We start from the raw sequence: 23,972 nt of genomic DNA, 5'->3' as shown, positions 1-23,972 counted from the left end.
ACAAGGTGTGACACCTGGCGTGACATTGTGTGACATTGCTATAAAGCCGACAGGAATTTGAACAGCGATATATCCGGATCTATGGCTAACTTCTTGGTAATGCGTTCTTTTCTTTTGCGGCAGCTTTCCGGGGAAATATGCAGTAAAGACGCAATTTCCTTATTGCTTAAATTCAGGTACACAAACGAGAGAAAACGAATGTCATTTGCCGTAAGGGAAGGATGTTTTGTTTTCAGCCTGTTGATAAAATCGTTGTTGATGTTTTCGAAACTGGCTGTAAATTCCTCCCATTTGGAATCTTCTTTCAGATGGCTTTTGAGGTTGTGGATTGTTTGTATCAGGGCCTCATTATGGGTAATGTTCGGAAGGTTCGGGATGGATTCGATAATTTCTTCGATCAGTTCGTTTCGTGTGGACTGGAACAGGATCTTATCGGATATCTGTTTGTTCTTCTGCTGAATTTCCTGCTGCAGTAAAAATTCTTTTTCTTTCTGGCGTTCCTGCTCCAATGCGGCAAGCAGTTCTTTTTCTTTTAATTCCTTTTTTAAGATACTGCTGTTGTTCTTTTCTTTTTCCAGTTCCAGGTCAATAATTTTCAGGTTGTTTTCGGCAATGATCCTTTTCTGTCTGGCCATTTCCGTTCTTTTGTAAAAAGCCCAGATCAGTATGGAAACCAGCAGGATTAAAAACGCAGTAATGGTAAAATACAATTTTCGGGAACTGGCAACCAGGGCTTTATTGATGCGCAGATCGTGTTTGGATTCCGATAGTTCAAAACGCAGCTTGGAATATTCGAGTAATTCTTTGTTCTTGTTTTTGTTGATGAGGTTTGTCAGCGTCAGGATGCTGTCTTTGGCGGTAACCAGTTTACGGATATTGTTCATGTTAAAAGCAATAACCGATTGCTGTTCCAGCACCTTAATCCGCATTTCATCATCCGTACAGCTTTTTAATGCTTCTTCTACATAGAATGCTGCTTTGGGCCATTCTTTACTTTTGGTATAAGCTATTGCCAACAGGGTTTCTAATTCGGTAACGGCTTCTGTATAGTTCTTTTTTTTAGCCTGTTCCAACAGGGAAAGACAATCGGGGATAGCCTCTTTAAAGCGTCCTGTTTCGATCAGGATATTGTTTTTGGTTACAAAGGCATTAAGCTTGTTTTTGGGATCTTCGTCCAGATTGGCAATCGCCTCATTGACATATTTGGTAGCAATATCGGTTCTTTTAAGTTCCAGATTGAGCTGCGCCAGGTTGGAAGCATAAATGCCTACACGGGACTGAATGTTGTTTTTCAGGGCAATGTCATAAGACTTTTTAAAATATTCTTCTGCCTGACTGAAATTTTTATCCTTAATATATAGTAGCGCAATATTATTCAGGACGATCATTTCATCTGTAGGAGCATTGTTTTTTAGCGCCAGTTCATAGGCTTTTAAATAATAGGCAATGGCATTGCCATAATCGAGCATTTTATAATAGGTAAGCCCGAGGTTATTAATGGCCAGAAATTCCTGCCGGTATAAGTTTTTTCGTTTGGCGGTTTCCTGTGCTTTGGATAAATACTCTATGGCCGAACCGTATTGTTGTTCAAACATTTTTGCAATTCCGGTAGTGATCAGTGTATCACACGCGGTATCGGTCTGGGCAGATGCGGTAAAAGAAAAGAGGGTTATGATTAATGCTGCCCAAAAGCGGACAGCCGTGTTTTGATTACAGTCAGATGATTTTGTTTTTCCCGATTCCATTTTCAAAAGTAAAGAGATTTTCAATAGAATTACTAAAAATTAAAACGTAAGAAAAAAGATAGTATTTGGATTAAAGATTTTTGGCTTGATTATTGTTTATATTTGTTAGAATCATTTAAATCAAAAAAATATGAAAAAGATACTTTTACTTTTAACGGTTGTAGCAGCTTTTGCTTTTCAGGGATGTGAAGGTCCGGAGGGACCGCAAGGACCACAGGGACCATCTGACGGAAATACGATTAGTGAAGTTTTTGAAGTTACCAGATCTTTTAATGCCGGTAATAATTTTGGCAGTATCGTACCGCTGAATCCACAAATATATGCTTCCGATGTTGTTTTGGTTTACCTGCTTTGGGATACGGTTAATCCGACAACCCCAATCTGGAGATTAATGCCGCAAACAGTACAATTAAGCGAAGGTGATTTATTGTATAATTTCGACTTTACAAGATCGGATGTCAACATCTTTTTAAGTTCGGCCGATCTTGATCTGAATATGCTGGCACCGCAATGGACACAAAATCAAACGTTTCGTATTGTAATTGTTCCGGGGTATTTTTCTAAAAATGCTCAGCCGGTTGACTATTCCGATTATAATGCGGTAATTAAAGCCTATAATATTGATGAATCAAAAATTAAAGTATTGAAATAATTCGATACCTGATATAAAAAAAGGGAACCAATTGGTTCCCTTTTTTTATATCAGGTGCTTTTACATTATTTACTGGCAATAATTGTAGGGCTCCAGCTGAAATAGCCATATAATTTCTGGTCCATAGCGTTATCTGCCAAGGTATAAAGGGCAAAATAAAAGGATAGTTTTTCTTCACCGGTTCGGAGTATCATGGAATCGAAGGACATTGTACGATTTGCAGTTGCAATTGCCGGTAATCCATTAATCGTTTTTGTATTACTGGATACCGCTCCCAGTCTTTCGGTAATCCAACCTGAAAAATTTCTCATAACGGCATCACCGGACTGATGTCTGGCATTATAAAAAAGGACGGCGTCGTCAGTGTTCAGATAAAGGCTGGTACCTCTGAAAGTAATATAGTCAGCTAAATCAGCTTTAAGATTCAGGCAGGATGTCCCCTGTCCGCTGATGATTAGCTGGGGCAGGTTACTCAGTATATAATGATTTTCGGCGCTGACCTCGGTGGGTTCATGCTGGTTTTGACTCGGATTGGGATATTTCGATTTAATATATTCGGTATCTATAACCAGTAAAAGTTCTATTAAATTTACGTCTTTTCTTGCGGTATCCATGATTTTCGGGATTTGGGTTGTTTTTTTATCGGGTTTCAATAGTATTGTTTACTATAAACTATTGGATGGTACAAAGTTTTGATTCTAAAATTAAACCCGGGCAGGTGTAATTACTTGTTTTTGTTCCGGAAAACAGCAGCTGCGGCATTAGTAAAACGGGATAAGGCTGCGGGTTACCCCTCTTTTGTTTCGTTATTTTTGCTTTAAAACGATTTTTTTTAACCGTACCCCTAAAAAAATAGGGGGTATTGTGTTTTGTTTTTTAAAAATATTTACATTTGCAGTGTAAAACAATAGGTATAAACAAAAAAACACAACTTTATGTCAACATTTCGTTTTCAGGCACTAAAAGAAGCAAGCGGTAGAAAACCCGTATTGGTAGAAGAATTGGACAGAAAATCTTTGATTTTTGGAAGTAATGTATTCAACGATAAGGCGATGCGTCAGTTTTTGACGTCGGAAGCATATCAGGCAGTAAAAAATGCAATCCAGCACGGTACAAAGATCGAAAGACGTTTTGCCGATTATGTTGCTATGGGAATGAAAGAGTGGGCATTGTCTAAAGGAGTGACCCATTATACCCACTGGTTCCAGCCTTTAACCGGAACAACGGCAGAAAAACACGATGCGTTTTTTGAAACAGCTGTTGACGGTAGTGATCCGGTAGAAAAATTCGGCGGAAGCCAGTTAGTACAACAGGAACCGGATGCCTCCAGCTTTCCGAACGGCGGAATCCGTAACACTTTTGAAGCGAGAGGATATACGGCCTGGGATCCGACATCTCCGGCATTTATTTTCGGAACGACTTTGTGTATTCCAACTGTTTTTATCTCCTATACCGGAGAAGCCCTGGATTATAAAACACCTTTGTTACGCGCTTTGCATGCAATTGATCAGGCGGCTACGGATGTTGCCAAATATTTTGATAAAAATGTAAAGAAAGTAACGCCTACATTGGGTTGGGAGCAGGAATACTTCCTGGTAGACAGCGCTTTGGCTGCTTCAAGACCGGATATTTTAGCAACCGGAAGAACCTTGTTAGGACACACTTCGGCTAAAGGACAGCAATTGGAAGACCACTATTTCGGTTCTATCCCAACACGTGTACTGAACTACATGAGGGATTTGGAAAACGAATGTATGTTGTTAGGTATACCGGTGAAAACACGTCACAATGAAGTAGCACCTAACCAGTTTGAGCTGGCACCTATTTTTGAAGAAACCAATTTAGCGGTTGACCATAACTCTTTATTGATGGATGTTATGCAAAAAGTTGCAGAACGCCACCATTTTAAAGTATTATTCCATGAAAAACCATTTAAAGGTGTAAACGGATCGGGTAAACACAATAACTGGTCATTGGCAACAGATACCGGAATCAATTTATTGAGCCCGAGTAAAACGCCTATGAGTAACCTGCAATTCCTGACCTTCTTTATCAATACGATTAAAGCGGTATACAATAATGAAGAACTGGTGAGAGCTTCTATTGCTTCGGCAAGTAACGACCACCGTTTGGGAGCTAATGAAGCACCACCGGCTATTATCTCTGTATTTATCGGTCAGCAACTAACGAAAGTACTGGAAGAACTGGAAGGCGTTTCCAAAGGGAAATTATCACCGGAAGAAAAAACAGACCTGAAACTGAACGTTGTTGGTAAATTACCGGATGTATTCCTGGATAATACCGACAGAAACAGAACATCGCCTTTTGCCTTTACAGGAAATAAATTCGAATTCAGAGCCGTTGGATCTTCTGCGAACTGCGCGAACTCCATGACAATCCTAAATACCATCGTTGCAAAGCAGTTAAAAGACTTTAAAGTAGAAGTTGATGCTTTGATCGAAGGAAAAGACATGAAAAAAGACGATGCTATTTTCAACGTATTGAGAGAGTACATCAAACAATTCAAGAAAATCCTTTTTGAAGGTGACGGTTATAGCGAAGCCTGGGAAATTGAAGCCGGCAAAAGAGGTTTAAGCAACCACAAAACAACTCCGAAAGCCTTAAAAGCAAAAGTTTCCAAACAAGCTTTGGCACTATTTGAAGAAATGGGGGTAATGAACCATGTGGAAATGGAAGCCCGTTATGAAATCGAACTGGAAGAATATGTGAAAAAGATCCAGATTGAAGGAAGAGTTTTGGGCGATATCGCAAGAAACCATGTTATCCCGACAGCGATCCGTTACCAGAATACGTTAATTGAGAACGTAAAAGGATTAAAAGAAATTTTCGGAAAAGAATTTGAAACCATCGGAAAAGAGCAGATCAATCTGATAAAAGAAATTTCCAGCCATATCGCAAGTATCAACGAAAAGGTTGAAGAAATGACGGAAGAGCGAAAAATTGCGAACGAATTGACCAATATTGAAGCGCAGGCTGATGCGTATTGTGAAAAAGTAAAACCGTTTTTCGATGTAATTCGTTACCACAGTGATAAATTGGAACTTTTAGTAGACAATGAGATCTGGACCCTAACCAAATATAGGGAGTTACTTTTCACCAAATAAGGTTAGAAAAATAAAAATACAAAATAAATAAGCCTCAGTAAAATGAGGCTTATTTTGTTAAAATAATTGTTGTTTATCTGATATTTTATTCATTTCGTAGAAAATTGGCTGTTTTGTTGAATAAAAATAACAGCCGGTTTACCCGTGAAAGATAATTTGGCTATCTTTGAAATGGAAAATAACCACAATTTTTCCACACTTCCATAACAATAATTTCCGTGTCTGACGAAGTCACCGAAATCCCATTTTACAGTATTGCTTCCTCATAATAAGAAAGAAATTTTTAACCAATTAAATATTTTTATTATGAAAAAAGTGATTTTATGCATCTCCGCGATGCTATTAACCGCAGGAGCTTTTGCTCAATTTAACCTTAGTACCGTAGGCCAGGTTGGTATCGGTAATATGTCGAACGTAAATCAGGCAGGATTATTAAATATTTCAGATGTAGATCAATTGGGCTTTTTCAATAGTGCCGATGTGGATCAGCTTGGAATCCTTAATATGTCTGACGTAGCACAAATAGGATTTGCCAACGAAGCTACTGTAGCACAGTGGGGTATTCTTAATCAATCTTCTGTTTTCCAGCTGGGAGCATTTAACGAAGCTTCTGTTGCCCAAATTGGAATTGCCAACAGTTCTGATATTCAACAATACGGAATTGCCAATTCGGCTTCAGTATTACAGGTAGGTGCCTTAAACGATGCCAATGTATTGCAAATCGGTATTGGAAATGACGCTGCTATTATTCAGGGTGGAACCGGTAACGTTGCCGATCAGACACAACTTGGAGACGGAAACGCTGCTTTAGCGGTGCAATTAGGAACTGACAACTACTCTTCACAAATGCAGGTAGGATCTGATAACACTGCAGTTGCTTTTCAAACCGGTACCGGAAACCAATCTTACCAATTACAATTGGGTGAAGATAACGTAGCGGTTCATACTCAGGACGGATTCTATAATATGGCAATAACTACACAAGCGGGAGATGCTAACCTGTCTTTAATTGATCAGGACGGTGCTTTAAACTTTGCATGGACCAACCAATCCGGTTTAGGACACATGAGCTTTGTAAATCAGGCAGGTATAGCTAACGTTTCATTAGTAAACCAATCAAATTAAATCCCATAGAAAAGAGGAGAGGTAAACACTTTCTATCTCTCCTTTTTCCTTTATAATACCGGTTATGAAAAAAGTGATGCAATATGGATTTTGGGCACTTGTTTTAGTTTCCTTCGGGCTAAAAGCACAAGAGTTCTCCGGTGATAACGAACTGGAAATGGCTGTCAAGCAACATTATGCCGGACAAGCCGATAAAAAAGCCATGACACTTTCTGCCGGCAATATTGTTACCATACAGCAGATAGGCACCCGGAACTTTTCAAACGTAAACATAAAAGCGGCAAGCGCTATGGTAAACGTACAGCAATTGGGAGCGAACAACTATATGGAACTGTATAAAAGTGCTCAGGATATTAACCAGACGGTTATCCAGCAGGGAAGCAATAATATGGTGAACGATTATTCGATGAATCCGTATTATTCGGTTAATAACCAGGTAATTCAATATGGTAATAACCTGAATTACACGAGCTACGGTACCAATTCCATTTCAGATGATATGAGAATTATACAAAGAGGAAATTCAGGTTCAGTACTCATTTTTAACAGATAAAGCCATGAAGCCATATTACACTGCAATCGTTACCGTGCTCATCTTCACCTTTTCCATTCCTTGCGAAGCACAATTTATAAACAAAGAAGTGAAAGCAAAAATAGAAACAAGTGTCGTAGAGAACATACTATCTGTTACCGGAACAGCAGAGAATGTGACCGAGGTGCACAAAAGCCTTCGTTACAAACTGTCTGTTATCAAAAAAAGTAAAAGAACCAAGAATTTATCGAACAATTCACAGGACGGCCGCTTTACATTGGGCCCTAACGAAAAGAAAATATTATCCAAAACACAGGTAAATATTTCCAGTGATGATGAAACCATCATTTTATTACTGCTCTATGATGAAGATGACAAAATCATCGGAAAAGACAGAATCGTTGTGGGAGAAGATGTAAAAGCAGACAAGCCGGCGGATGGATTGGAACTTTTGGGAATTGTATCGGACGATACAAAAACAAAGTTCGGAAAAGATTTCTATGATTTTTTCTATGGAAAATATCAGGAAAAAAAATTAAATGCCAGAAAAATAGTGCGAATTGAAGAAGAACTCAGTTTTGGGAGAACAACCAGAATAAGAGTAGTTATAGATAATGATTTAATCAATGAATTTGTTTCCAGACCTGATGAAGATTTTTTAATGTACATGGCCGATGATTCCATTGCCAGACTCATTAAATACCTGCAGGATATAGAGAAACAGAAACAATATATAACACAGTATTAATTCTATTTTTTTGCATCATGAAGACAATCGTTTTTTTATTCGTAATGGTCTCTTTGGGAATGCGTGTAAACGCTCAGGATTTGGTGTATAAACCCATCAATCCCGCTTTCGGAGGCGATACCTTTAACTATCAGTGGCTGCTCAGTTCGGCCGATTCACAGAATAAGTTCAAAGAAGAAAACGATCTCTACAAGCCGCAAACAGCACTAGAACGATTCAGAGATAATTTAAACAATCAGTTGTTAAACTATATATCCAGATCGCTGTTTCAGCAACAGTACGGCGATGGAACCACTACAGGAACAGGAACGGGAACGGGTACAGGAACCGGCTCGGGAGGACTTCAGCAGGGAACGTTTGTTTTCGGCAGCCTTTCTGTCGAAATCTATCCGTCAAATTTAGGAGTTGTGGTAAACATACTGGATATAACAACAGGTGAAGAAACTCAAGTAATCATTCCAGGGAATTAATATGAAAACAGCAAAATTACTTTCGTTATTGCTGGCGCTGACTTTGTCTGGCTGTGGTGCCTATTTTAATCAGCCCGTGAGTGTGGAAAAAGCCTCAATAGGGGAACCTACACCATCAACGAGTGCTTTAAAAGCATTACCGCCACCAAAAGAACCAGTAGTCGTGGGTGTCTATAAATTTAGGGACCAAACAGGGCAGTATAAACCTTCAGAAGCAGGAAGTACTTTTAGTACCGCTGTTACTCAGGGAGCGACCTCAATCTTAATAAAAGCATTGGAAGATTCAAAATGGTTTACTCCGATTGAAAGAGAAAACCTGGCGAACCTGATGAATGAGCGAAACATTATCCGCTCTACCAGACAAGAATATACCAAAGATCCCAATAATCCGGAAATGCAGCTGGCTCCCTTGCTCTATGCAGGTGTTCTGCTGGAAGGAGGCGTTATTTCCTATGACTCCAATATTATCACCGGCGGATTCGGTGCCCGTTACTTTGGCGCCGGCGGATCTACAAAATACAGACAGGACAGAATTACCATTTACCTCAGGCTGGTGTCTACCTCCAATGGTAAAATCCTGAAAACGGTTTATGTTTCCAAAACCATACTTTCCCAGTCGGTTGATGCCAGTTTGTTCCGATATGTCGACTTTAAGCGACTATTGGAAGTAGAAACGGGATTCACAAAAAACGAACCGATACAAATGGCCATTACAGAAGCGATAGAAAAAGCGGTTGAAGGCCTTATCATTGAAGGAATACGCGATAATATCTGGGAAGCCAAAGCACCGATAGCCAAGCTGACCGAGCTGATCAACAACTACGATTATGAAAAAAGAGAATCGGAAGTTTCCCAGCTATACGGACGGCATCTGAATGAAAGACGTGCCAAATTCGGAATTGAAATCGGCGGCGGAACCACATTGATGAATGGCGATTATCCCAATCCGGAATTCAAACCGATGATACGCGGCGGATTAAAATATTTCTTCTGGCCAAACTTTAACATGAGTGCTTCAGTCAGCCCGTCATGGTTTGGCAACAAAGACAAGCTGGATGTGGGTTACCTTACCGGCGATCTGAATATGGAACTGCTGATTCTGCCTTATGACCGGTTCACACCCTATATTTATGGCGGCGGCGGAATGGGCATAAACAGTGCCTATAAAAACGTACATACGAAAATACAGTTTGGCGTTGGCGTAGAGTATTTGCTGACGGACAGCGTCGGACTCAAACTATATGGTGAAAATAACGTCACCTTCTCGGATAACGTAGATTATCTGATTATGGGAAAAAGAGATGATTATTATTGGCGTTTTGGAGCGGGAATAACCTTTTACTTCCCGAAACAGAAATACCCCAATAAAGCGGTAAAAAAACATGTAGAAGAAAAAGCGAATGCTGCAGGTTATACTATTGGTTTTCCGGATAAATAAAACTGAGGAATATGAAAATTATAGCCAGAATAGGATTCGCGCTTTTAGTATTCAGCATTGCGTGGTCCTGCAGTCAGGAAGAGTTTATAGAAAAAGGACAGGGAACCGTTAGGGGACGGGTTGTAGAATCGGAAACCTTTACACCCATTCCGAACGCCAGAGTCTCTTCCAGCCCGAATACCAGTACTGTTTTTACAGACTCATCCGGATATTATACCGTTACCCAGGTCAATGAAGGCGATTATTCCTTTGAAGCCAGAAAAGACGGTTATATAGCAAAATTTGAAGCCGTACACGTAAATACGGGCGGAACAACCGAAATGGTATTTGAACTTGTCAAACAAACGGTGGAAAATTTACCGCCAACGGTACCGGTACTGACCGCTCCGGTGGATAATGCTACAGACCAGTCGTTAGAAGTCAATCTGACCTGGACCTGTACCGATCCGGAAGAAGACCCGATAACGTACAAAGTGACATTGCGAAACGATACCAATAATAATGTGGTGGTTTATGACGACATCACAACCACCAGCTTTACGCTTACCAATTTAAATTACAGTACAAAATATTACTGGCAGGTAACGGCAAACGACGGAATCAATCCGGATGTAAACAGCCTGACCAGTTCTTTCAGAACACTGATGTTTCCAAACGCCAGATACCTGTTTGTAAGGAAAACGGGCGATAATAACGTTATTTTTACAGCCGATGATGCCGGGAATGAACTGCAGATCACCTCGGATGCGACAAACAGTTTCCGTCCAAGAAAAAATACCCAGGCGAATAAAATTGCCTTTATCCGGACAACCGGTGGTCAGGGACATATTTACACCATGCGTCCGGACGGTTCCAGTGTTTTTAAAGTGACCAGTAATGTACCGGTAGCGGCATTCAATGGCGATTATTATAACTATTGCTGGCGAGCAAACGGCAGTCAGCTGATCTACGCCAATTTTGATAAACTCTACCGCATTAATGCTGATGGCAGCGGACTGGTACTGCTCTTTCAGACACCTAACGGTAAGTTTATCTCGGAATGCGACTGGAGTTATGACGGCACCAGGATTGCTCTAAAAGTAAATGACCTGAGCGGATACAGCGTAGAAATATATGTGATTGATATGTCCGGAAATGTCATTGCCAATGTATTATCCGGAGTAAACGGAGCGGCAGGCGGTCTGCACCTGTCGGTTAACAATACGAAACTCGTGTTTACCCGCGATGTTTCCGGATACCAGAGCAGCGATTACAGACAATTGGACAACAGAATATTTATGTATGATTTTACGGCCAGTACAACAACAGAAGTACCGGTTCAGCGGCCTGCCGGGTATAACGACCTCGATGTGCGTTTTTCGCCCAATGAAGCAGAACTGATTTTTGTGAGCACCTCAAACGACGGCGTTTCTCCGAGAACCATTACAAAATATACGATGGGAACAAGCGGTTCCCGTACGGCACTGTTTAGTAACGGACTAATGCCCGATTGGAAATAAAAGATTCACCTCTTTCTTTTTTTAAAGGCGTATCGCTCTTGTATGGAGGATACGCCTTTATTAATGTGACCGGTAACACAAGAAAAATAAAGGAAGACTTTTAAAAGTCAGGGGAAAGTTGTTAATTCGTTGTAACTAATTACAACACATGAAACCATTCGTATTACTGCTTTTCGTTGCTTTATTTGGCGGAACAACTTTTGCACAGGAATCTGTTGCGGTGTATTTTGAAAGTAATAAACACGAACTCAATAAAAAAGAACTGCTGCGGCTGGAAGAATGGATGCATAAAAACAAAACGTCCAAAATTGTAGCCATCAACGGATTTACCGATGAGGACGGTACGAATAGTTATAACGACACCTTAGCCCAGAAAAGAGTTACGTATGTTTTCAATACGGTCCGGCATACGGTCAGAACAAGAGACGATTTTAAGACCAGAAGCTTCGGGGAAAGCCACAAGCAGTCTAAAATAAAAGCCGAAAACAGGAAAGTCATGATTCATTATATTGAAGCAAAAGACCTGTCCCGTGAAAATGAAATACTGGGAATCAAACCGGTAACCGAAATTAAAAGAGTAGACGTTCCGGCCGATGCGCCGCTGGCATTAAAAGTAAAGCATGCTTTGGTGGGCGATAAACTCAAACTGGAAAACCTTAATTTCTACGAAAATACCTTTGCCATACTGCCGGATTCGCGGCCCAAAATGTTTGAATTGCTGGAGATCATGAAAAGCAATCCGAAACTCCGCATTCAGATCCAGGGACATATCTGCTGCATGCCTAATGACAGAGCCGATTTGTCGACCAAACGCGCCAAAGCCATCCGCCTGTTTCTGGAAGCAAACGGTATCGATAAAACCAGAGCCACCTTTAAAGGATTTGGCAGTACGCAGCCCATTAATCCGCTGCCGGAAAAAAACGAAGAAGAAAGAGCAGCAAACAGAAGAGTGGAAATTGAAATTATTGAAAATTAAGTAAAAAACGATTTTCAAATCTTCATTTTTTCAAATTCCCACATTTTAGAGTATCTTTGCCCGACAACAACACACACTACCATTTCATGAGTTCCGATACTAGTAAACGTTACAGTTTGAGAGGCGTTTCTGCCGCAAAAGAAGATGTGCATAACGCCATTAAAAACATTGATAAAGGGCTTTTTCCAAAAGCTTTCTGTAAAATTGTTCCCGACTATCTTACCAACGACCAGGATTACTGCCTTATCATGCATGCCGATGGTGCCGGTACCAAATCGTCCCTGGCTTACCTGTATTGGAAAGAAACCGGTGATACTACCGTTTGGAAAGGAATTGCACAGGATGCCCTGATCATGAATATTGACGACCTGTTATGCGTGGGGGCAACAGACAACATCATGCTGTCGTCTACCATTGGCAGAAATAAAAACCTGATTCCGGGTGAGGTTATTTCGGCAATCATTAACGGTACCGAAGAATTAATAGAAGAATTAAAAACATTTGGTGTAACCATTCATTCTACAGGCGGGGAAACAGCCGATGTGGGCGATTTGGTTCGCACACTGATAGTGGATTCTACCGTAACGGCAAGAATGAAACGCTCGGATGTTATCGATAATGCAAACATCAAAGCAGGCGATGTAATCGTAGGATTAGCCTCTTTTGGTCAGGCAAAATATGAGAAATCCTATAACGGCGGCATGGGCAGCAACGGACTGACCTCGGCCCGTCATGATGTTTTCCATAAATACCTGGCAGCTAAATATCCGGAAAGTTTCGACGCTTCTGTTCCGGAAGAACTGGTATATTCCGGTAATGTTAAACTAACGGATGCTGTAAAAGACGCGCCTATTGATGCCGGAAAACTGGTTTTATCACCAACGCGTACGTATGCACCGGTCATTAAAAAGATTTTAGAAAAATATACGGCAAACGAAATCCACGGTATGGTACACTGTAGCGGAGGAGCACAGACCAAAATATTACATTTTATTGATAACCTTCACGTAATCAAAGACAATCTGTTTCCGGTTCCGCCGCTGTTTAAACTAATTCAGGAGCAGTCCAAAACCGATTGGAAAGAAATGTACCAGGTTTTCAACTGCGGGCACCGTATGGAAGTATATGTTCCGGCAGCAATTGCCGAAGATATTATTGCCATTTCAAAATCATTCGACATCGATGCCAGAATTGTAGGAAGGGTAGAAGAATCCGAACATAAAAAACTGACGATTAATAGCGAATACGGACAATTCGAATATTAAACAATCACCATAACAATTTAAAAAATCCCTTGAATAAGGGATTTTTTTATGCTAATAATAGCAGCATTCGTAATGCCATTTAAAAGGAAATAAAATATCTTTGATAGAAACAAAAACAGGTATGAAAATCAATTTGAAAACAGGAATAGACGAACTTATTTTCGGGATGACGCAAAAAAACGTTATGGCCGTTTACGGAGAACCGGACAGACAGTATAAAGACGATGAAAACAACATCATTTATCTGTATAACGATAAAAGAATCCGCGTAACATTCTATGAAGATGAAGATATGCGAATGGGGTATCTTATCTGTTCGCATCCGGATCTGGAATTGTTCGGTAACAGGATTATCGGCAGGCCAACCGCACAAGTTCAGGAAGAAATTACAGAAAAAGGCATCAAAAGCTGGGAAGTGGAAACCTTCGATTCGGTCGATAATGTCTTTAATGAAAGCAACTGGCTGATTTTACAATCGGAATTTGAAAAAATAATCCGGGTTGAGGTGGGCGCAACGATCAATGACAATGATGAGTTCGACTGGAAATTTAAAGCCAGATAACAGCACTGTTTTTCGAAACACTTGCTTTGGTTCTATAAACACGCCGCCCCAAAAATGACAGCAAAAGAAATACTACAGTCCATTCATCCGTTGCCGGAAAAAGCACTGCATAAAATTTTAGAACGCCTTTCGGAAGTACACTATCCCAAAGGGCATTATTTAATTGAAAGCAACAAAACGGAAAACGATATTTACTTTATAAAAGAAGGAATGGCGCGGGCATTTTGCTATAATAACGATACCGAAGTTACCTTCTGGTTCGGGAAAGAAGGCGATGTCGTATTGTCGTTTAACAGCTATATTTTTAACAAACCGGGCTATGAAACGATAGAACTTCTGGAAGCTTCCAGGCTTTACCATATCAAGGCAACGGAGCTGAAAGAACTCTATCAGGAAGATATTGATATTGCCAACTGGGGCAGGAGGCTTTCGGAATATGAACTGGTTAAAACCGAAGAAAGGCTCATTTCCCGGCAGTTTAAATCGGCGTTGGAACGCTATGAAGAACTGATAAAAGGTGATCCGTCCCTTTTGAACCGGGTTTCTTTGGGGAACATTGCTTCCTATCTGGGCGTAACTCAGGTAACTTTAAGCCGGATCCGTGCCGAAATAAGATGAATTTTTTATCATTTGTTAAAGGATGCCATGCTGCGGTACCCGAAATTTGCAGTCTAAAAATAATAAAAAATGAACTGGATTTTAATCATTATTGCGGGACTTTTTGAAGTAGGATTTGCTTCATGTCTGGGAAAAGCCAAAGAAGCAACCGGAAATGCAGCCATTATGTGGTATTCCGGATTTGTGATCTGTTTAACCGTTAGCATGCTGCTGCTTATTAAAGCCACACAAACCCTGCCTATCGGGACCGCTTATGCCGTTTGGACGGGAATAGGAGCAGTAGGAACCGTTTTAGTCGGCATTATTTTCTTTAAGGAACAGGCAGATTTCTGGAGAATCTTCTTTATCTGTACCCTGATCGGATCGATTATCGGTTTAAAGTATGTATCCCATTAAGCCGTAAAACTTTAAGAAATATTTAAACCGGTCTTGGATATAATTTTACATTGTTGGGAGTAACTTTGTAAAGCATTACTATTCGGTAATGTTTAAAGAAGAAGAGATGAAAGACAATTTTTCCAAAATGGCAGTAGAATATGCTGCTTACAGACCGGAATATCCAAAGGAAATTATTGATTACATTGTTTCATTTGCTACCCATAAAAAACAGGCGCTTGATATAGCCACCGGCAACGGACAACTGGCAAAAAAACTGGCAAAACATTTTGAACAGGTAGCGGCTATCGACATTAGTGAGAAACAACTGAAAAATGCCGCAAAAGTTCCCAATCTGGCATATAGTATACAGCCGGCCGAACAAACAACATTCCAGGACAAACAATTCGACCTGATAACGGTGGCCCAGGCAGTGCACTGGTTCGATTTCAGCCGCTTTAACAGGGAGATTTACCGTGTGCTGAAAAATGACGGCATCTTTGCGGTTTTGGGATATGCGTTGCTAAAAACCAACCCGCACACGGATGCCATTATTAAAAGGCTCTATAAAGACATACTGGGCGGCTACTGGGATAAAGAACGGGCTTATATTGATAACAATTACAGCACAATACCGTTTCCTTATGACGAGATTAAGACAAAATCTTTTGAGAATCACGTAACCTGGGAATTTGAGGCGCTGATTGGCTATCTTGAAACCTGGTCGGCAGTACAGCATTATAAAGATAAAAACAATACGAACCCGATAGCACTCATTCGGGAAGACCTTAAAACATCGTGGGAGAAAAGCGATAAAAAAGTTACTTTTCCCTTACTTTTGCGAATAGGAAAATTACAGAAAACCCTTTAATAAAAAACAAATGCCGAGAATTGTAGCGATAGATTACGGACAGAAAAGAACAGGAATTGCAGTTACCGACGAACTGCAGATTATTGCCTCGGGCTTAACCTCCATCCCGTCAGCCGAAGTGATTCCTTTCTTAAAAGACTATTTTTCGAAAGAAAATGTAATCAAAGTACTCATTGGAGAACCGATACAAATGAACGGTCAGCCTTCCGAAAGTACGCCCGTAATAGAGGCTTTTGTCGCTAAATTTACGGCTGCTTTTCCCGATATGAAGGTGGAAAGGGTAGACGAACGTTTTACTTCAAAAATGGCTTTTCAGACCATGATCGACAGCGGACTTAAAAAGAAACAGCGTCAGAATAAGGGCTTGATTGATGAGATTTCCGCAACAATTATGCTTAGAGATTATCTATCTCGAAAAATGATTTAGAAAAATTTTATAATTTACTAAAAATGTAATCTGGATTGTAAAGGATCAGGAAAAGTAATAGTTTTTCGAACTTTACAAACTAAATTTGCACTTTTAAAATATTGCGATGACTACTACGACACACAAAACTGAGGCTGATGTGGTTTTAATAGGAGCAGGAATAATGAGCGCAACATTAGGACTACTACTGAAAGAACTGCAACCAAACTTAAAAATTGAAATTTTTGAACGTTTAGATGTCGCTGCTGCCGAAAGCTCGGATGCATGGAACAATGCAGGAACAGGACACTCAGCGTTTTGTGAATTAAACTACACACCGGAACTGGAAGACGGTTCGGTAGAAACCAAAAAAGCCGTTAAGATTGTTGAATCTTTTGAAGTTTCAAGACAATTTTGGGCCTACCTGGTAGAAAAAGGATTACTCAACAATCCGGAAAGTTTTATCAGAAGCGTTCCCCACATGAGTTTTGTATGGGGAGAAAGAAATGTAAAATACCTTAAAAACCGTTATCAGGAACTTCAGAAATACCACCTTTTCAAAGGAATGGAATATACGGAAGATGCCAGTCAGATTAAAGAATGGGCACCGCTGATCATGGAAGGGCGTAAAGGAGCTAAAAAACTTGCCGCTACTTCAATGAAAATCGGAACCGATGTTAATTTCGGGGCATTAACCCGAAGCATATTCAGCTATCTGCAAACACTGGAAGGTGTGAAAATGCATTTCCACCACGAAGTAAAAGACCTGAAAAAATATGAAGACGGTACCTGGAAAGTAAAAGTAAAAGACCTGGAAAACGGGGGTAAAAAACGCGTAAAAGCGAAATTTATCTTTATCGGAGCCGGAGGAGGATCGTTATTGCTGCTTGAAAAAGCCAATATTCCGGAAGGCGACGGATTTGGAGGTTTCCCTGTTAGCGGACAATGGTTGAAATGCATCAACCCGGAAATAATCGAAAAACACCAGGCAAAAGTATACGGAAAAGCCTCTGTTGGCGCACCGCCAATGTCGGTACCGCATATCGATACCCGAATGATTGACGGGCAGAAAGCCTTGTTATTCGGACCCTATGCCGGATTTTCGACTAAATTCCTGAAAAACGGATCGTATTTTGATTTGGCACAGTCCATTAAACTGAATAATATTAAACCGATGCTTTCTGCCGGAATGAAAAACATTCCGTTGACCAAATACCTGATCGATCAGGTGTTCCAGTCTTCTGAAGACAGGATGAAAGCCTTGAAAGAATACTTACCGGATGCTAAAAAAGAAGACTGGGTATTGGAAAATGCCGGTCAGCGTGTACAGGTAATTAAAAAAGACAAGCAGGGACGTGGCGTGTTGGAATTCGGAACAGAAGTGGTTAATGCTGCCGATGGTTCATTAGCCGTATTGCTTGGCGCTTCTCCGGGTGCTTCTACCACCGTGTCGATCATGCTGGATCTGATAGGACGTTGTTTTCCGGAACAACTGGCAACAACCGAATGGCAGCATAAACTAAAGGAGATGATTCCTTCTTATGGTTTGTCGCTGAATGATAATCCGGAATTAGCCGATACCTTAAGAGTACATACCGCTAAAATCCTGAAACTGGAAAACAATATAACTGTAAATGCGTAGGCATTTCAGTATTAGCAATAAAAAAAGCGCACTATTCAGTGCGCTTTTTTTATTGTTGTTTTAACGTGATAATTGCTTTTAAAATGTTTTCCGACAGATTGGTCAGCCAGATCAGCTGCTCGATAACCAGCTGGGATTCTTCCAGCTGCAGGCGGAAATCTTCATCATCCGTAACGGCTTCGTGCAGTTCCCTGGCCCGGATGCTTTTTAATTCTGAAAAGCTGATTTCCAGGCGTTTCTTTTCATCTTCCGTTAAGGAAACAATATCTTTTTTATTGTTCAGTATCGCTATCGCCTGATCCAGATTCCGCACCACGGTATTCACCACGATATTAAAGGCTTCGGAAGCTTTGGTTGTTTTGTGGGATTGTACATAAGTCCCTATGGAAGCAAGCGAAGACAGCAACGTGTGATTCAGTACCGCCAGCTTAAAAACCTGCGATTTCTGCCGTTGTTTCGATTTGGGCTCCTGTATCATACGCTGGAATGAAGCCATAAGGTTCCCGATCTCAATAAAAGCATGCTTTCGGGCGAGTTTATACGAAGTGGTAACTTCCCCTTTCTGATTGTAAAAAACGGCAATTTCTTTCAGGTAATCCCTGTTTGCCGCAATTGCCTTTTCCAGAAAAGTACGCACATTTAAAAACTCCCATGAAGGCCATAGCAGGTAACTTGCCGTAAACGAAAGTACCGCGCCTACCAGAGTATCTAAAATACGGTATTGGATCACTTCGTTCACATTGGGCGTTAGTATCCCGTAAATAAAAATCACATACATGGTCACAAAAGTGGCGCCAATCTTATAATTCGTATTCGAAAAAGTGAAGCCCAGCAGCATCGAAATAATCGATAAAACCCCTAAAGCAGTATGATTGTTCGTTATGTATAAAAAGCCGAAAGCAATCACCCCGCCGATAACGGTTCCCAGAATACGTTCAATAGACCGCTGTTTCGTCAGTCCATATCCGGGACGCATGATAACCACTATTGTTAACAATATCCAGTAAACATTCTGAAACGGAAGAAAACGGCCGATAATATAGCCCAGCAGCAGTGTAATGGTCATACGAAGCGCATGGCGGAAAAAAGTAGAGGAAAAACTCAGGTTTTCCACTAAAGTATTCCAGCGGTAATTTTGCGGCGTTAAGAATTTTTCAATGTCCTTATTCCGGTTTTTATAATCCTGGAGATTAATATTGATGGAACCGGAGAAAACCCGTTCCAGTGTCTTGATCTTTTCAATCTGTCTTTCGGCATAATGCAGCATGTTGGTGAGCATTAAAACACCTTCGTAGGCATTTTCCTTACCAAGCGTTTTTTCATAATTGGCAATGACGCGTTCCAGCGCTTCAAGGTCTTCCTGTAACGAATGCCGGGAAGTGTATTTTGAGCCGTTTTCGATGCTTTTTGCAATTTTTTTCAGGCTGGCAGCAAGATTATACGCCAGGTTTTGGTAAGTAGCCAGTACCTTTTGGTGGGCAGCAAATTTTTTATGCAGCTTGTCGTAATCAAAAGAAGTCGAAAGCGCTAATTCCAGGATATCCACCATGGTGGTAAAAACAATCAGCATTTTCCGGTTGTGATTGGAGTTACTGGAACTGCTTTGCGCACCAATTAAAAACTCCCGCAGATTCTCGTGTATGGTATTGATCTCTACCTGCAGGTGCAGCTGTTTCTCAATGATCTTGGATTTATTGGCATCAATATTCCACAAATCCCCTCGCAGTTTCAGGTATTTTGATGTCAGCCGGATACAATCAACCGTCAGTAATTCAACATAACGTTTGGGCCGTATAAAATAGAAAAGCAGGGAAATAAGAATATAAAACAACCCTCCGGCAGCAATCCAGGTACTGTGTACGATCAGATCCCAGCCTTTGTAATCATGGCTGAAAGCCAGGGCTATTGCAATTAAACCCGAAAACGAAACCAGGTTGGCACGCTGGCCGTAAGCTGATAACATCGAAAGGAAAAAGAGCGAAAAAGCCATGACCGGATACAATATCCACGGGTGCGAACTGCAGGCGCTGATGAGCAAAGTACATCCGGCGGCTAATAAAACAGCGACGAGTAAACCGTTGATTTTGTGTTTTAAATTACCGTGAATATCACTGGGGAAAGCGAGTATGGCACCCAAAGCAACGGTAAAACCGATATTGAAATACCCCAGATTGGCTAAAGCTAAAAACGGGATTACGGCGGCAAGCGTTACTTTTATGGCATTGGTGAAATTGGTGCTGTCTATGAATTTTCTGATTTGATATAGCATCGTCACGGTGTTAAAAACAAAGGTAGAAAATGTAAAAAAAGTAGGAGTAAAATTAAGAAGGATTTTGCAAAAAAACGGTTAAAAAAAGCCAAAACAAAAGAATACATCCTGCAATGTGTATTTTTTCATTACTTTTGCGCTCGAATTAAAAGTCTTTTAAAAGAGGTTTAATTCTTTTTGAATCCTTATAAATTAAAAACAATGATTTTACCTATTATTGGATACGGAGATCCCGTTTTGCGTAAAGTATGTGAAGAAGTTTCAAAAGATTATCCAAATCTGAAAGGAACCATTGCAAGCATGTACGATACCATGTATAATGCTTATGGCGTTGGTTTGGCAGCACCACAGGTAGGGCTGGCTATTCGTATGTTTATTATAGATTGCGAACCGTTCAGTGATAGTGAAGACCTTACACAGGAAGAACAGGAAATTTTGAAAAACTTCAGAAAAACATTCATCAACGCCAAAATTGTAAAAGAAGAAGGCGAAGAATGGGGCTTTAACGAAGGCTGTCTGAGTATTCCGGATGTAAGAGAAGATGTTTTCCGCAAAGAAAAAATCACTATTGAATATTACGACGAAGAATTTAACAAGCATACAGACGTTTACGACGGATTGATTGCCAGAGTTATTCAGCATGAATATGATCATATTGAAGGAATTCTTTTTACCGACAGAATATCATCGTTAAAAAAGCGATTAATCTCTAAGAAATTACAAAACATCATGGAAGGAAAAACTCGTCCGGATTATAAAATGAAATTTATTGCCAAAAAAGGGCGATAATTTTTGTTTTTCAAATCAAAGATTAGATATTTGTCTTCCTCTAAAAAAAATAATATAAAAATGAGTATCGAAAGAATATTAGCAATTTCAGGAAAACCGGGTTTATACGCGTTAAAACTACAAACAAGAACAGGATTTGTTGCCGAGTCATTAATTGACGGTAAAAGAATCACGGTAGGATTGCGCAGTAATGTGAGTTTATTATCGGAAATTTCAATTTATACGTATGAAGGAGAAGTTCGTCTGGCTGAAGTTTTCAGAGCTATTGCTGAAAAAGAAGATAACGGACCGGCACTTTCTCATAAAGAAGATAATGCAAAATTAGAATCATATTTTAGAGAAGTTTTACCACAATTTGATGAAGACAGAGTATATGCTTCCGACATCAAAAAGGTGTTAAACTGGTACAATATGTTACAGGCTAAAGGATTGGTTTCTAAAGACGCTCCTGCAGAAGTGGAAGCTACAACAGAAGAAACAGCTACAGAAGAATAAAATTCTGAAAAGTACCTTATAAATAATCCTGCCTTCGGGCGGGATTTCTTATTTTTACACAAATTCTAAAGCAATGAACACACGTCAATTACAACTGGATGCTTTCAGCCGGTTACTCGATATCATGGAAGACTTAAGAGCGCAATGTCCGTGGGATAAAAAGCAAACCATGGAAAGCCTGCGCCACCTTACCATTGAAGAAGTTTACGAACTGGGCGATGCCATTCTGGATAATGATCTGGACGAAATCAAAAAAGAATTGGGTGATGTATTGCTGCACATTGTTTTCTATTCCAAAATTGGCAGTGAAAAAGGTGCTTTCGATATAGCCGATGTTGCCAATTCCATTTCCGACAAACTCATAGAGCGCCATCCGCATATTTACGGCGATGTGGTTGTGGAAAATGAAGAACAGGTAAAACAAAACTGGGAAAAACTAAAGCTCAAAGAAGGCAAAAAATCTGTTTTGGAAGGCGTGCCCAAAAGCCTGCCGGCCTTAGTGAAAGCCAGCCGCATTCAGGATAAAGTGAAAGGCGTTGGATTTGACTGGGAAGAACCGCATCAGGTTTGGGAAAAAGTACAGGAAGAATTAGAAGAACTGCAGGTGGAAGTTGCAAAAGCCGATCAGGATAAAATCGAATCGGAGTTTGGTGACGTACTGTTTTCGATGATCAATTACGCCCGCTTTTTAAACGTAAATCCGGAAGATGCTCTGGAAAGAACCAATAAGAAATTTATAAAACGCTTTCAGTACCTGGAAAGTAAAGCCGGTGAAATGGGCAAGCCTTTGGCAGACATGACCTTAGCCGAAATGGACGTTTTCTGGGAAGAAGCTAAAAAATTATAAAATGATAGCCCAAACACCCGAACCGCCGTATTATGCCGTTATTTTTACTTCCGAAAGAACCGCTCTCGAAGAGGGTTATGAAGAAACGGCCACCCGGATGGTGGCTCTGGCAAAGGAACAGCCGGGATTTTTAGGAGTGGAATCCTCCAGAACGGAAATAGGAATTACCGTTTCCTATTGGAAAGATCTGGAAGCGATAAAGCACTGGAAAATGAATATGGAACACAGCGTGGCCAGGGCAAAAGGAAGAACCGACTGGTATAGTACTTTTAAAGTGCGCATTGCCAAAGTGGAACGCGACTATGAATTTGAAAAATAAACCAACAATTAAAAATGAATAAAATTACCCTGCTGTTTGTAATGATGGCAAATTTAGTTTTGGCTCAGAAACCGATAACCGTAGCCGAAATAACCTTAAAAATAAAACCCGATTCCTCCGAAGAATTGCTGTACGGATTTGCAGAAGGGGACCAGCTGCTGTTCACTTTTGAAGAAGATAATAACAAAAAGATCGGCGAAGTTGCCGTTTCGGAATTTCCGGACGTAGTCAAATTCAGGACAATAGATACCAAAAAAGTAAAAAAACAGCTGATAACGGTAAATCATAAAGCCGTTTTTAAATTTCTGTTTAAAAACAACGATGCCGAAGAAAAACTGGCAAAAGTACTTATCCAGCGTATTCCGGCTGCAGAAGAAACCAAAAACTTTACCACCACGGTAAAATGGGTAACAGAACAGGATACCACCTGGAATTCGTTTACGAAAGATGTCGTAACCGGCTATGATACGTTACTGGTACAGAAAACCAGAAAGGTCGTAACCTACGAAAAGAAATATGAAGAAATGGTTTTGGATAAAAGCCAGCGGGTGAATGCGAAAACCAGCCTGGATGCGAGCCAGTCAAGCGTTTTTTTCAGCCTGCCCAACAATGCTGTTACCGCTAACGAAACCAAAAAAGTGGTAGCCTGGGCATACTGGGTTGGCGTAGGAAAAGAAAGTAATGACTATTGGCAGCAAAACCGGAAGATGATTGTGGGCGCTGTTCAGGGAGCAACGACCATTTTTACCAGTCCGTTAGGCGGAATTGCCGCCGGAGCAGTGACCAATCTGGCTTTGCCGTCTATTGGTGAAGATGTGGAATATGCATTGGTAAATGAAGAAAACAAAAAACTGTTTTTACAGGACAAGCCTATTAAATCCTATGATTTCGGCAGGGGCGTAGCCACCTTTAAGCGCTTTACCGAATCGGGTATGCTACAGGGAAAATTCTATGTAATGCTTAAAAATGACAACTATGTACAGCCAATCGATGTGAATGTAAAAGTATCGGCTATAGTAGAGCATAAGAAGTTTAAAGACGAAACGTTTATGGACAGGCAGATCAACCCGAAATATGGCAAAAAAATCATCACCGAACCGAATATCGTTACCCGTAAATTCCCGGCCACATTCGATTATAAAAGAAAATAAGGCTGTTTTTTTAAGACAGTTCCAGGCAATAAAAAAGGCTAAAATTCAATGGA

Annotated in this window: 24 protein-coding genes; 21 read left to right on the top strand and 3 right to left on the bottom strand. The window is 40.4% G+C overall.

Annotated elements, in window-relative coordinates; all coding sequences use genetic code 11:
• Positions 1–38: 38 nt before the first annotated feature.
• Positions 39–1,745: a tetratricopeptide repeat protein gene (locus tag HW120_RS16025; protein ID WP_246297067.1), complete on the bottom strand. Its 1,707-nt coding sequence runs from the start codon at positions 1,743–1,745 to the stop codon at positions 39–41.
• A gap of 130 nt (positions 1,746–1,875) precedes the next feature.
• On the opposite strand from HW120_RS16025, the gene HW120_RS16020 reads away from it, so the two are divergent.
• Positions 1,876–2,397, top strand: a complete 522-nt coding sequence (locus HW120_RS16020; protein ID WP_177735400.1) for a hypothetical protein — start codon at positions 1,876–1,878, stop codon at positions 2,395–2,397.
• Between the two features lie 65 nt (positions 2,398–2,462).
• On the opposite strand, the gene HW120_RS16015 is transcribed toward HW120_RS16020, so the two are convergent.
• The gene (locus HW120_RS16015; RefSeq protein WP_177735399.1) at positions 2,463–3,011 is read right to left on the bottom strand and encodes an inclusion body family protein; all 549 of its coding nucleotides are present in this window, start codon (positions 3,009–3,011) and stop codon (positions 2,463–2,465) included.
• A gap of 321 nt (positions 3,012–3,332) precedes the next feature.
• Between HW120_RS16015 and HW120_RS16010 the strand changes: the two genes are divergently transcribed.
• From HW120_RS16010 to HW120_RS15940, 15 genes are all read left to right on the top strand, one after another.
• Complete coding sequence (locus HW120_RS16010) at positions 3,333–5,522, top strand: glutamine synthetase III family protein (RefSeq protein WP_177735398.1); 2,190 nt, start codon at positions 3,333–3,335, stop codon at positions 5,520–5,522.
• 306 nt (positions 5,523–5,828) lie between these two features.
• Positions 5,829–6,647, top strand: coding sequence for a hypothetical protein (locus tag HW120_RS16005; protein ID WP_177735397.1), 819 nt, complete (start codon positions 5,829–5,831; stop codon positions 6,645–6,647).
• Positions 6,648–6,711: 64 nt separating this feature from the next.
• Complete coding sequence (locus HW120_RS16000; protein WP_177735395.1) at positions 6,712–7,200, top strand: hypothetical protein; 489 nt, start codon at positions 6,712–6,714, stop codon at positions 7,198–7,200.
• A 4-nt stretch (positions 7,201–7,204) separates the two neighbouring features.
• Positions 7,205–7,927 carry a CsgE family curli-type amyloid fiber assembly protein gene (locus HW120_RS15995; protein ID WP_177735393.1) on the top strand — a complete coding sequence of 241 codons (723 nt, stop codon included), beginning with the start codon at positions 7,205–7,207 and terminating at the stop codon, positions 7,925–7,927.
• Between the two features lie 17 nt (positions 7,928–7,944).
• On the top strand, positions 7,945–8,397 hold the full coding sequence (locus HW120_RS15990) for a curli production assembly/transport component CsgF (protein WP_177735391.1): 453 nt from the start codon (positions 7,945–7,947) through the stop codon (positions 8,395–8,397).
• 1 nt (position 8,398) lies between these two features.
• A complete protein-coding gene (locus tag HW120_RS15985; protein WP_177735389.1) occupies positions 8,399–9,835 on the top strand; it encodes a CsgG/HfaB family protein in 1,437 nt (478 codons plus the stop codon).
• Positions 9,836–9,846: 11 nt separating this feature from the next.
• The gene (locus tag HW120_RS15980) at positions 9,847–11,334 is read left to right on the top strand and encodes a carboxypeptidase regulatory-like domain-containing protein (RefSeq protein ID WP_177735386.1); all 1,488 of its coding nucleotides are present in this window, start codon (positions 9,847–9,849) and stop codon (positions 11,332–11,334) included.
• Between the two features lie 148 nt (positions 11,335–11,482).
• Entirely contained in the window at positions 11,483–12,310 is an 828-nt protein-coding gene (locus tag HW120_RS15975) for an OmpA family protein (protein WP_177735384.1), read from the top strand.
• Positions 12,311–12,396: 86 nt separating this feature from the next.
• Positions 12,397–13,575, top strand: coding sequence for an AIR synthase related protein (locus tag HW120_RS15970; protein WP_177735382.1), 1,179 nt, complete (start codon positions 12,397–12,399; stop codon positions 13,573–13,575).
• A gap of 121 nt (positions 13,576–13,696) precedes the next feature.
• Positions 13,697–14,137 carry a hypothetical protein gene (locus HW120_RS15965; RefSeq protein ID WP_177735380.1) on the top strand — a complete coding sequence of 147 codons (441 nt, stop codon included), beginning with the start codon at positions 13,697–13,699 and terminating at the stop codon, positions 14,135–14,137.
• A 54-nt stretch (positions 14,138–14,191) separates the two neighbouring features.
• On the top strand, positions 14,192–14,755 hold the full coding sequence (locus tag HW120_RS15960) for a Crp/Fnr family transcriptional regulator (protein ID WP_177735379.1): 564 nt from the start codon (positions 14,192–14,194) through the stop codon (positions 14,753–14,755).
• Positions 14,756–14,824: 69 nt separating this feature from the next.
• On the top strand, positions 14,825–15,151 hold the full coding sequence (locus HW120_RS15955; RefSeq protein ID WP_177735377.1) for a DMT family transporter: 327 nt from the start codon (positions 14,825–14,827) through the stop codon (positions 15,149–15,151).
• 106 nt (positions 15,152–15,257) lie between these two features.
• Positions 15,258–16,001 carry a class I SAM-dependent methyltransferase gene (locus HW120_RS15950; RefSeq protein WP_177735375.1) on the top strand — a complete coding sequence of 248 codons (744 nt, stop codon included), beginning with the start codon at positions 15,258–15,260 and terminating at the stop codon, positions 15,999–16,001.
• Positions 16,002–16,011: 10 nt separating this feature from the next.
• Complete coding sequence (ruvX, locus tag HW120_RS15945) at positions 16,012–16,428, top strand: Holliday junction resolvase RuvX (protein WP_177735373.1); 417 nt, start codon at positions 16,012–16,014, stop codon at positions 16,426–16,428.
• Between the two features lie 106 nt (positions 16,429–16,534).
• Positions 16,535–18,049: a malate:quinone oxidoreductase gene (locus tag HW120_RS15940; RefSeq protein ID WP_177735371.1), complete on the top strand. Its 1,515-nt coding sequence runs from the start codon at positions 16,535–16,537 to the stop codon at positions 18,047–18,049.
• Between the two features lie 49 nt (positions 18,050–18,098).
• Here HW120_RS15940 and HW120_RS15935 read toward each other — a convergent pair whose 3' ends face one another.
• Positions 18,099–20,318, bottom strand: coding sequence for an FUSC family membrane protein (locus HW120_RS15935; protein WP_177735369.1), 2,220 nt, complete (start codon positions 20,316–20,318; stop codon positions 18,099–18,101).
• 201 nt (positions 20,319–20,519) lie between these two features.
• Between HW120_RS15935 and def the strand changes: the two genes are divergently transcribed.
• The 5 genes from def to HW120_RS15910 all read left to right on the top strand — a co-directional run bounded on the left by def (position 20,520) and on the right by HW120_RS15910 (position 23,919).
• Complete coding sequence (gene def, locus HW120_RS15930; protein ID WP_177735367.1) at positions 20,520–21,107, top strand: peptide deformylase; 588 nt, start codon at positions 20,520–20,522, stop codon at positions 21,105–21,107.
• A gap of 60 nt (positions 21,108–21,167) precedes the next feature.
• Complete coding sequence (locus HW120_RS15925; protein ID WP_177735365.1) at positions 21,168–21,602, top strand: DUF5606 family protein; 435 nt, start codon at positions 21,168–21,170, stop codon at positions 21,600–21,602.
• Between the two features lie 73 nt (positions 21,603–21,675).
• Positions 21,676–22,449, top strand: a complete 774-nt coding sequence (mazG, locus tag HW120_RS15920) for a nucleoside triphosphate pyrophosphohydrolase (RefSeq protein WP_177735363.1) — start codon at positions 21,676–21,678, stop codon at positions 22,447–22,449.
• Position 22,450: 1 nt separating this feature from the next.
• Complete coding sequence (locus HW120_RS15915; RefSeq protein ID WP_177735361.1) at positions 22,451–22,768, top strand: antibiotic biosynthesis monooxygenase family protein; 318 nt, start codon at positions 22,451–22,453, stop codon at positions 22,766–22,768.
• Positions 22,769–22,782: 14 nt separating this feature from the next.
• Positions 22,783–23,919 (top strand): PI-PLC domain-containing protein, encoded by a 1,137-nt coding sequence (locus tag HW120_RS15910; protein WP_177735360.1) that lies wholly within the window; start codon positions 22,783–22,785, stop codon positions 23,917–23,919.
• Positions 23,920–23,972 lie beyond the last annotated feature (53 nt).

The sequence above is a fragment of the Flavobacterium inviolabile genome (assembly GCF_013389455.1).
Taxonomy (GTDB): Bacteria; Bacteroidota; Bacteroidia; order Flavobacteriales; family Flavobacteriaceae; genus Flavobacterium; species Flavobacterium inviolabile.
This window is presented reverse-complemented; position numbering and strand designations above follow the sequence as displayed.

Excerpts from the sequence above, each read along its gene's own strand:
- HW120_RS15940 (WP_177735371.1), top strand. The coding sequence starts at position 16,535 with ATGACTACTACGACACACAAAACTGAGGCTGATGTGGTTTTAATAGGA.
- mazG (WP_177735363.1), top strand. The coding sequence starts at position 21,676 with ATGAACACACGTCAATTACAACTGGATGCTTTCAGCCGGTTACTCGAT.
- HW120_RS15985 (WP_177735389.1), top strand. The coding sequence starts at position 8,399 with ATGAAAACAGCAAAATTACTTTCGTTATTGCTGGCGCTGACTTTGTCT.
- HW120_RS16000 (WP_177735395.1), top strand. The coding sequence starts at position 6,712 with ATGAAAAAAGTGATGCAATATGGATTTTGGGCACTTGTTTTAGTTTCC.
- HW120_RS16005 (WP_177735397.1), top strand. The coding sequence starts at position 5,829 with ATGAAAAAAGTGATTTTATGCATCTCCGCGATGCTATTAACCGCAGGA.
- HW120_RS15960 (WP_177735379.1), top strand. The coding sequence starts at position 14,192 with ATGACAGCAAAAGAAATACTACAGTCCATTCATCCGTTGCCGGAAAAA.
- HW120_RS16015 (WP_177735399.1), bottom strand. The coding sequence starts at position 3,011 with ATGGATACCGCAAGAAAAGACGTAAATTTAATAGAACTTTTACTGGTT.
- HW120_RS16010 (WP_177735398.1), top strand. The coding sequence starts at position 3,333 with ATGTCAACATTTCGTTTTCAGGCACTAAAAGAAGCAAGCGGTAGAAAA.
- HW120_RS15990 (WP_177735391.1), top strand. The coding sequence starts at position 7,945 with ATGAAGACAATCGTTTTTTTATTCGTAATGGTCTCTTTGGGAATGCGT.
- HW120_RS15950 (WP_177735375.1), top strand. The coding sequence starts at position 15,258 with ATGAAAGACAATTTTTCCAAAATGGCAGTAGAATATGCTGCTTACAGA.
- HW120_RS15975 (WP_177735384.1), top strand. The coding sequence starts at position 11,483 with ATGAAACCATTCGTATTACTGCTTTTCGTTGCTTTATTTGGCGGAACA.
- HW120_RS15910 (WP_177735360.1), top strand. The coding sequence starts at position 22,783 with ATGAATAAAATTACCCTGCTGTTTGTAATGATGGCAAATTTAGTTTTG.
- HW120_RS16025 (WP_246297067.1), bottom strand. The coding sequence starts at position 1,745 with ATGGAATCGGGAAAAACAAAATCATCTGACTGTAATCAAAACACGGCT.
- HW120_RS15925 (WP_177735365.1), top strand. The coding sequence starts at position 21,168 with ATGAGTATCGAAAGAATATTAGCAATTTCAGGAAAACCGGGTTTATAC.
- HW120_RS15965 (WP_177735380.1), top strand. The coding sequence starts at position 13,697 with ATGAAAATCAATTTGAAAACAGGAATAGACGAACTTATTTTCGGGATG.
- HW120_RS16020 (WP_177735400.1), top strand. The coding sequence starts at position 1,876 with ATGAAAAAGATACTTTTACTTTTAACGGTTGTAGCAGCTTTTGCTTTT.
- HW120_RS15970 (WP_177735382.1), top strand. The coding sequence starts at position 12,397 with ATGAGTTCCGATACTAGTAAACGTTACAGTTTGAGAGGCGTTTCTGCC.
- def (WP_177735367.1), top strand. The coding sequence starts at position 20,520 with ATGATTTTACCTATTATTGGATACGGAGATCCCGTTTTGCGTAAAGTA.
- HW120_RS15935 (WP_177735369.1), bottom strand. The coding sequence starts at position 20,318 with ATGCTATATCAAATCAGAAAATTCATAGACAGCACCAATTTCACCAAT.
- HW120_RS15915 (WP_177735361.1), top strand. The coding sequence starts at position 22,451 with ATGATAGCCCAAACACCCGAACCGCCGTATTATGCCGTTATTTTTACT.
- HW120_RS15995 (WP_177735393.1), top strand. The coding sequence starts at position 7,205 with ATGAAGCCATATTACACTGCAATCGTTACCGTGCTCATCTTCACCTTT.
- HW120_RS15955 (WP_177735377.1), top strand. The coding sequence starts at position 14,825 with ATGAACTGGATTTTAATCATTATTGCGGGACTTTTTGAAGTAGGATTT.
- HW120_RS15980 (WP_177735386.1), top strand. The coding sequence starts at position 9,847 with ATGAAAATTATAGCCAGAATAGGATTCGCGCTTTTAGTATTCAGCATT.
- ruvX (WP_177735373.1), top strand. The coding sequence starts at position 16,012 with ATGCCGAGAATTGTAGCGATAGATTACGGACAGAAAAGAACAGGAATT.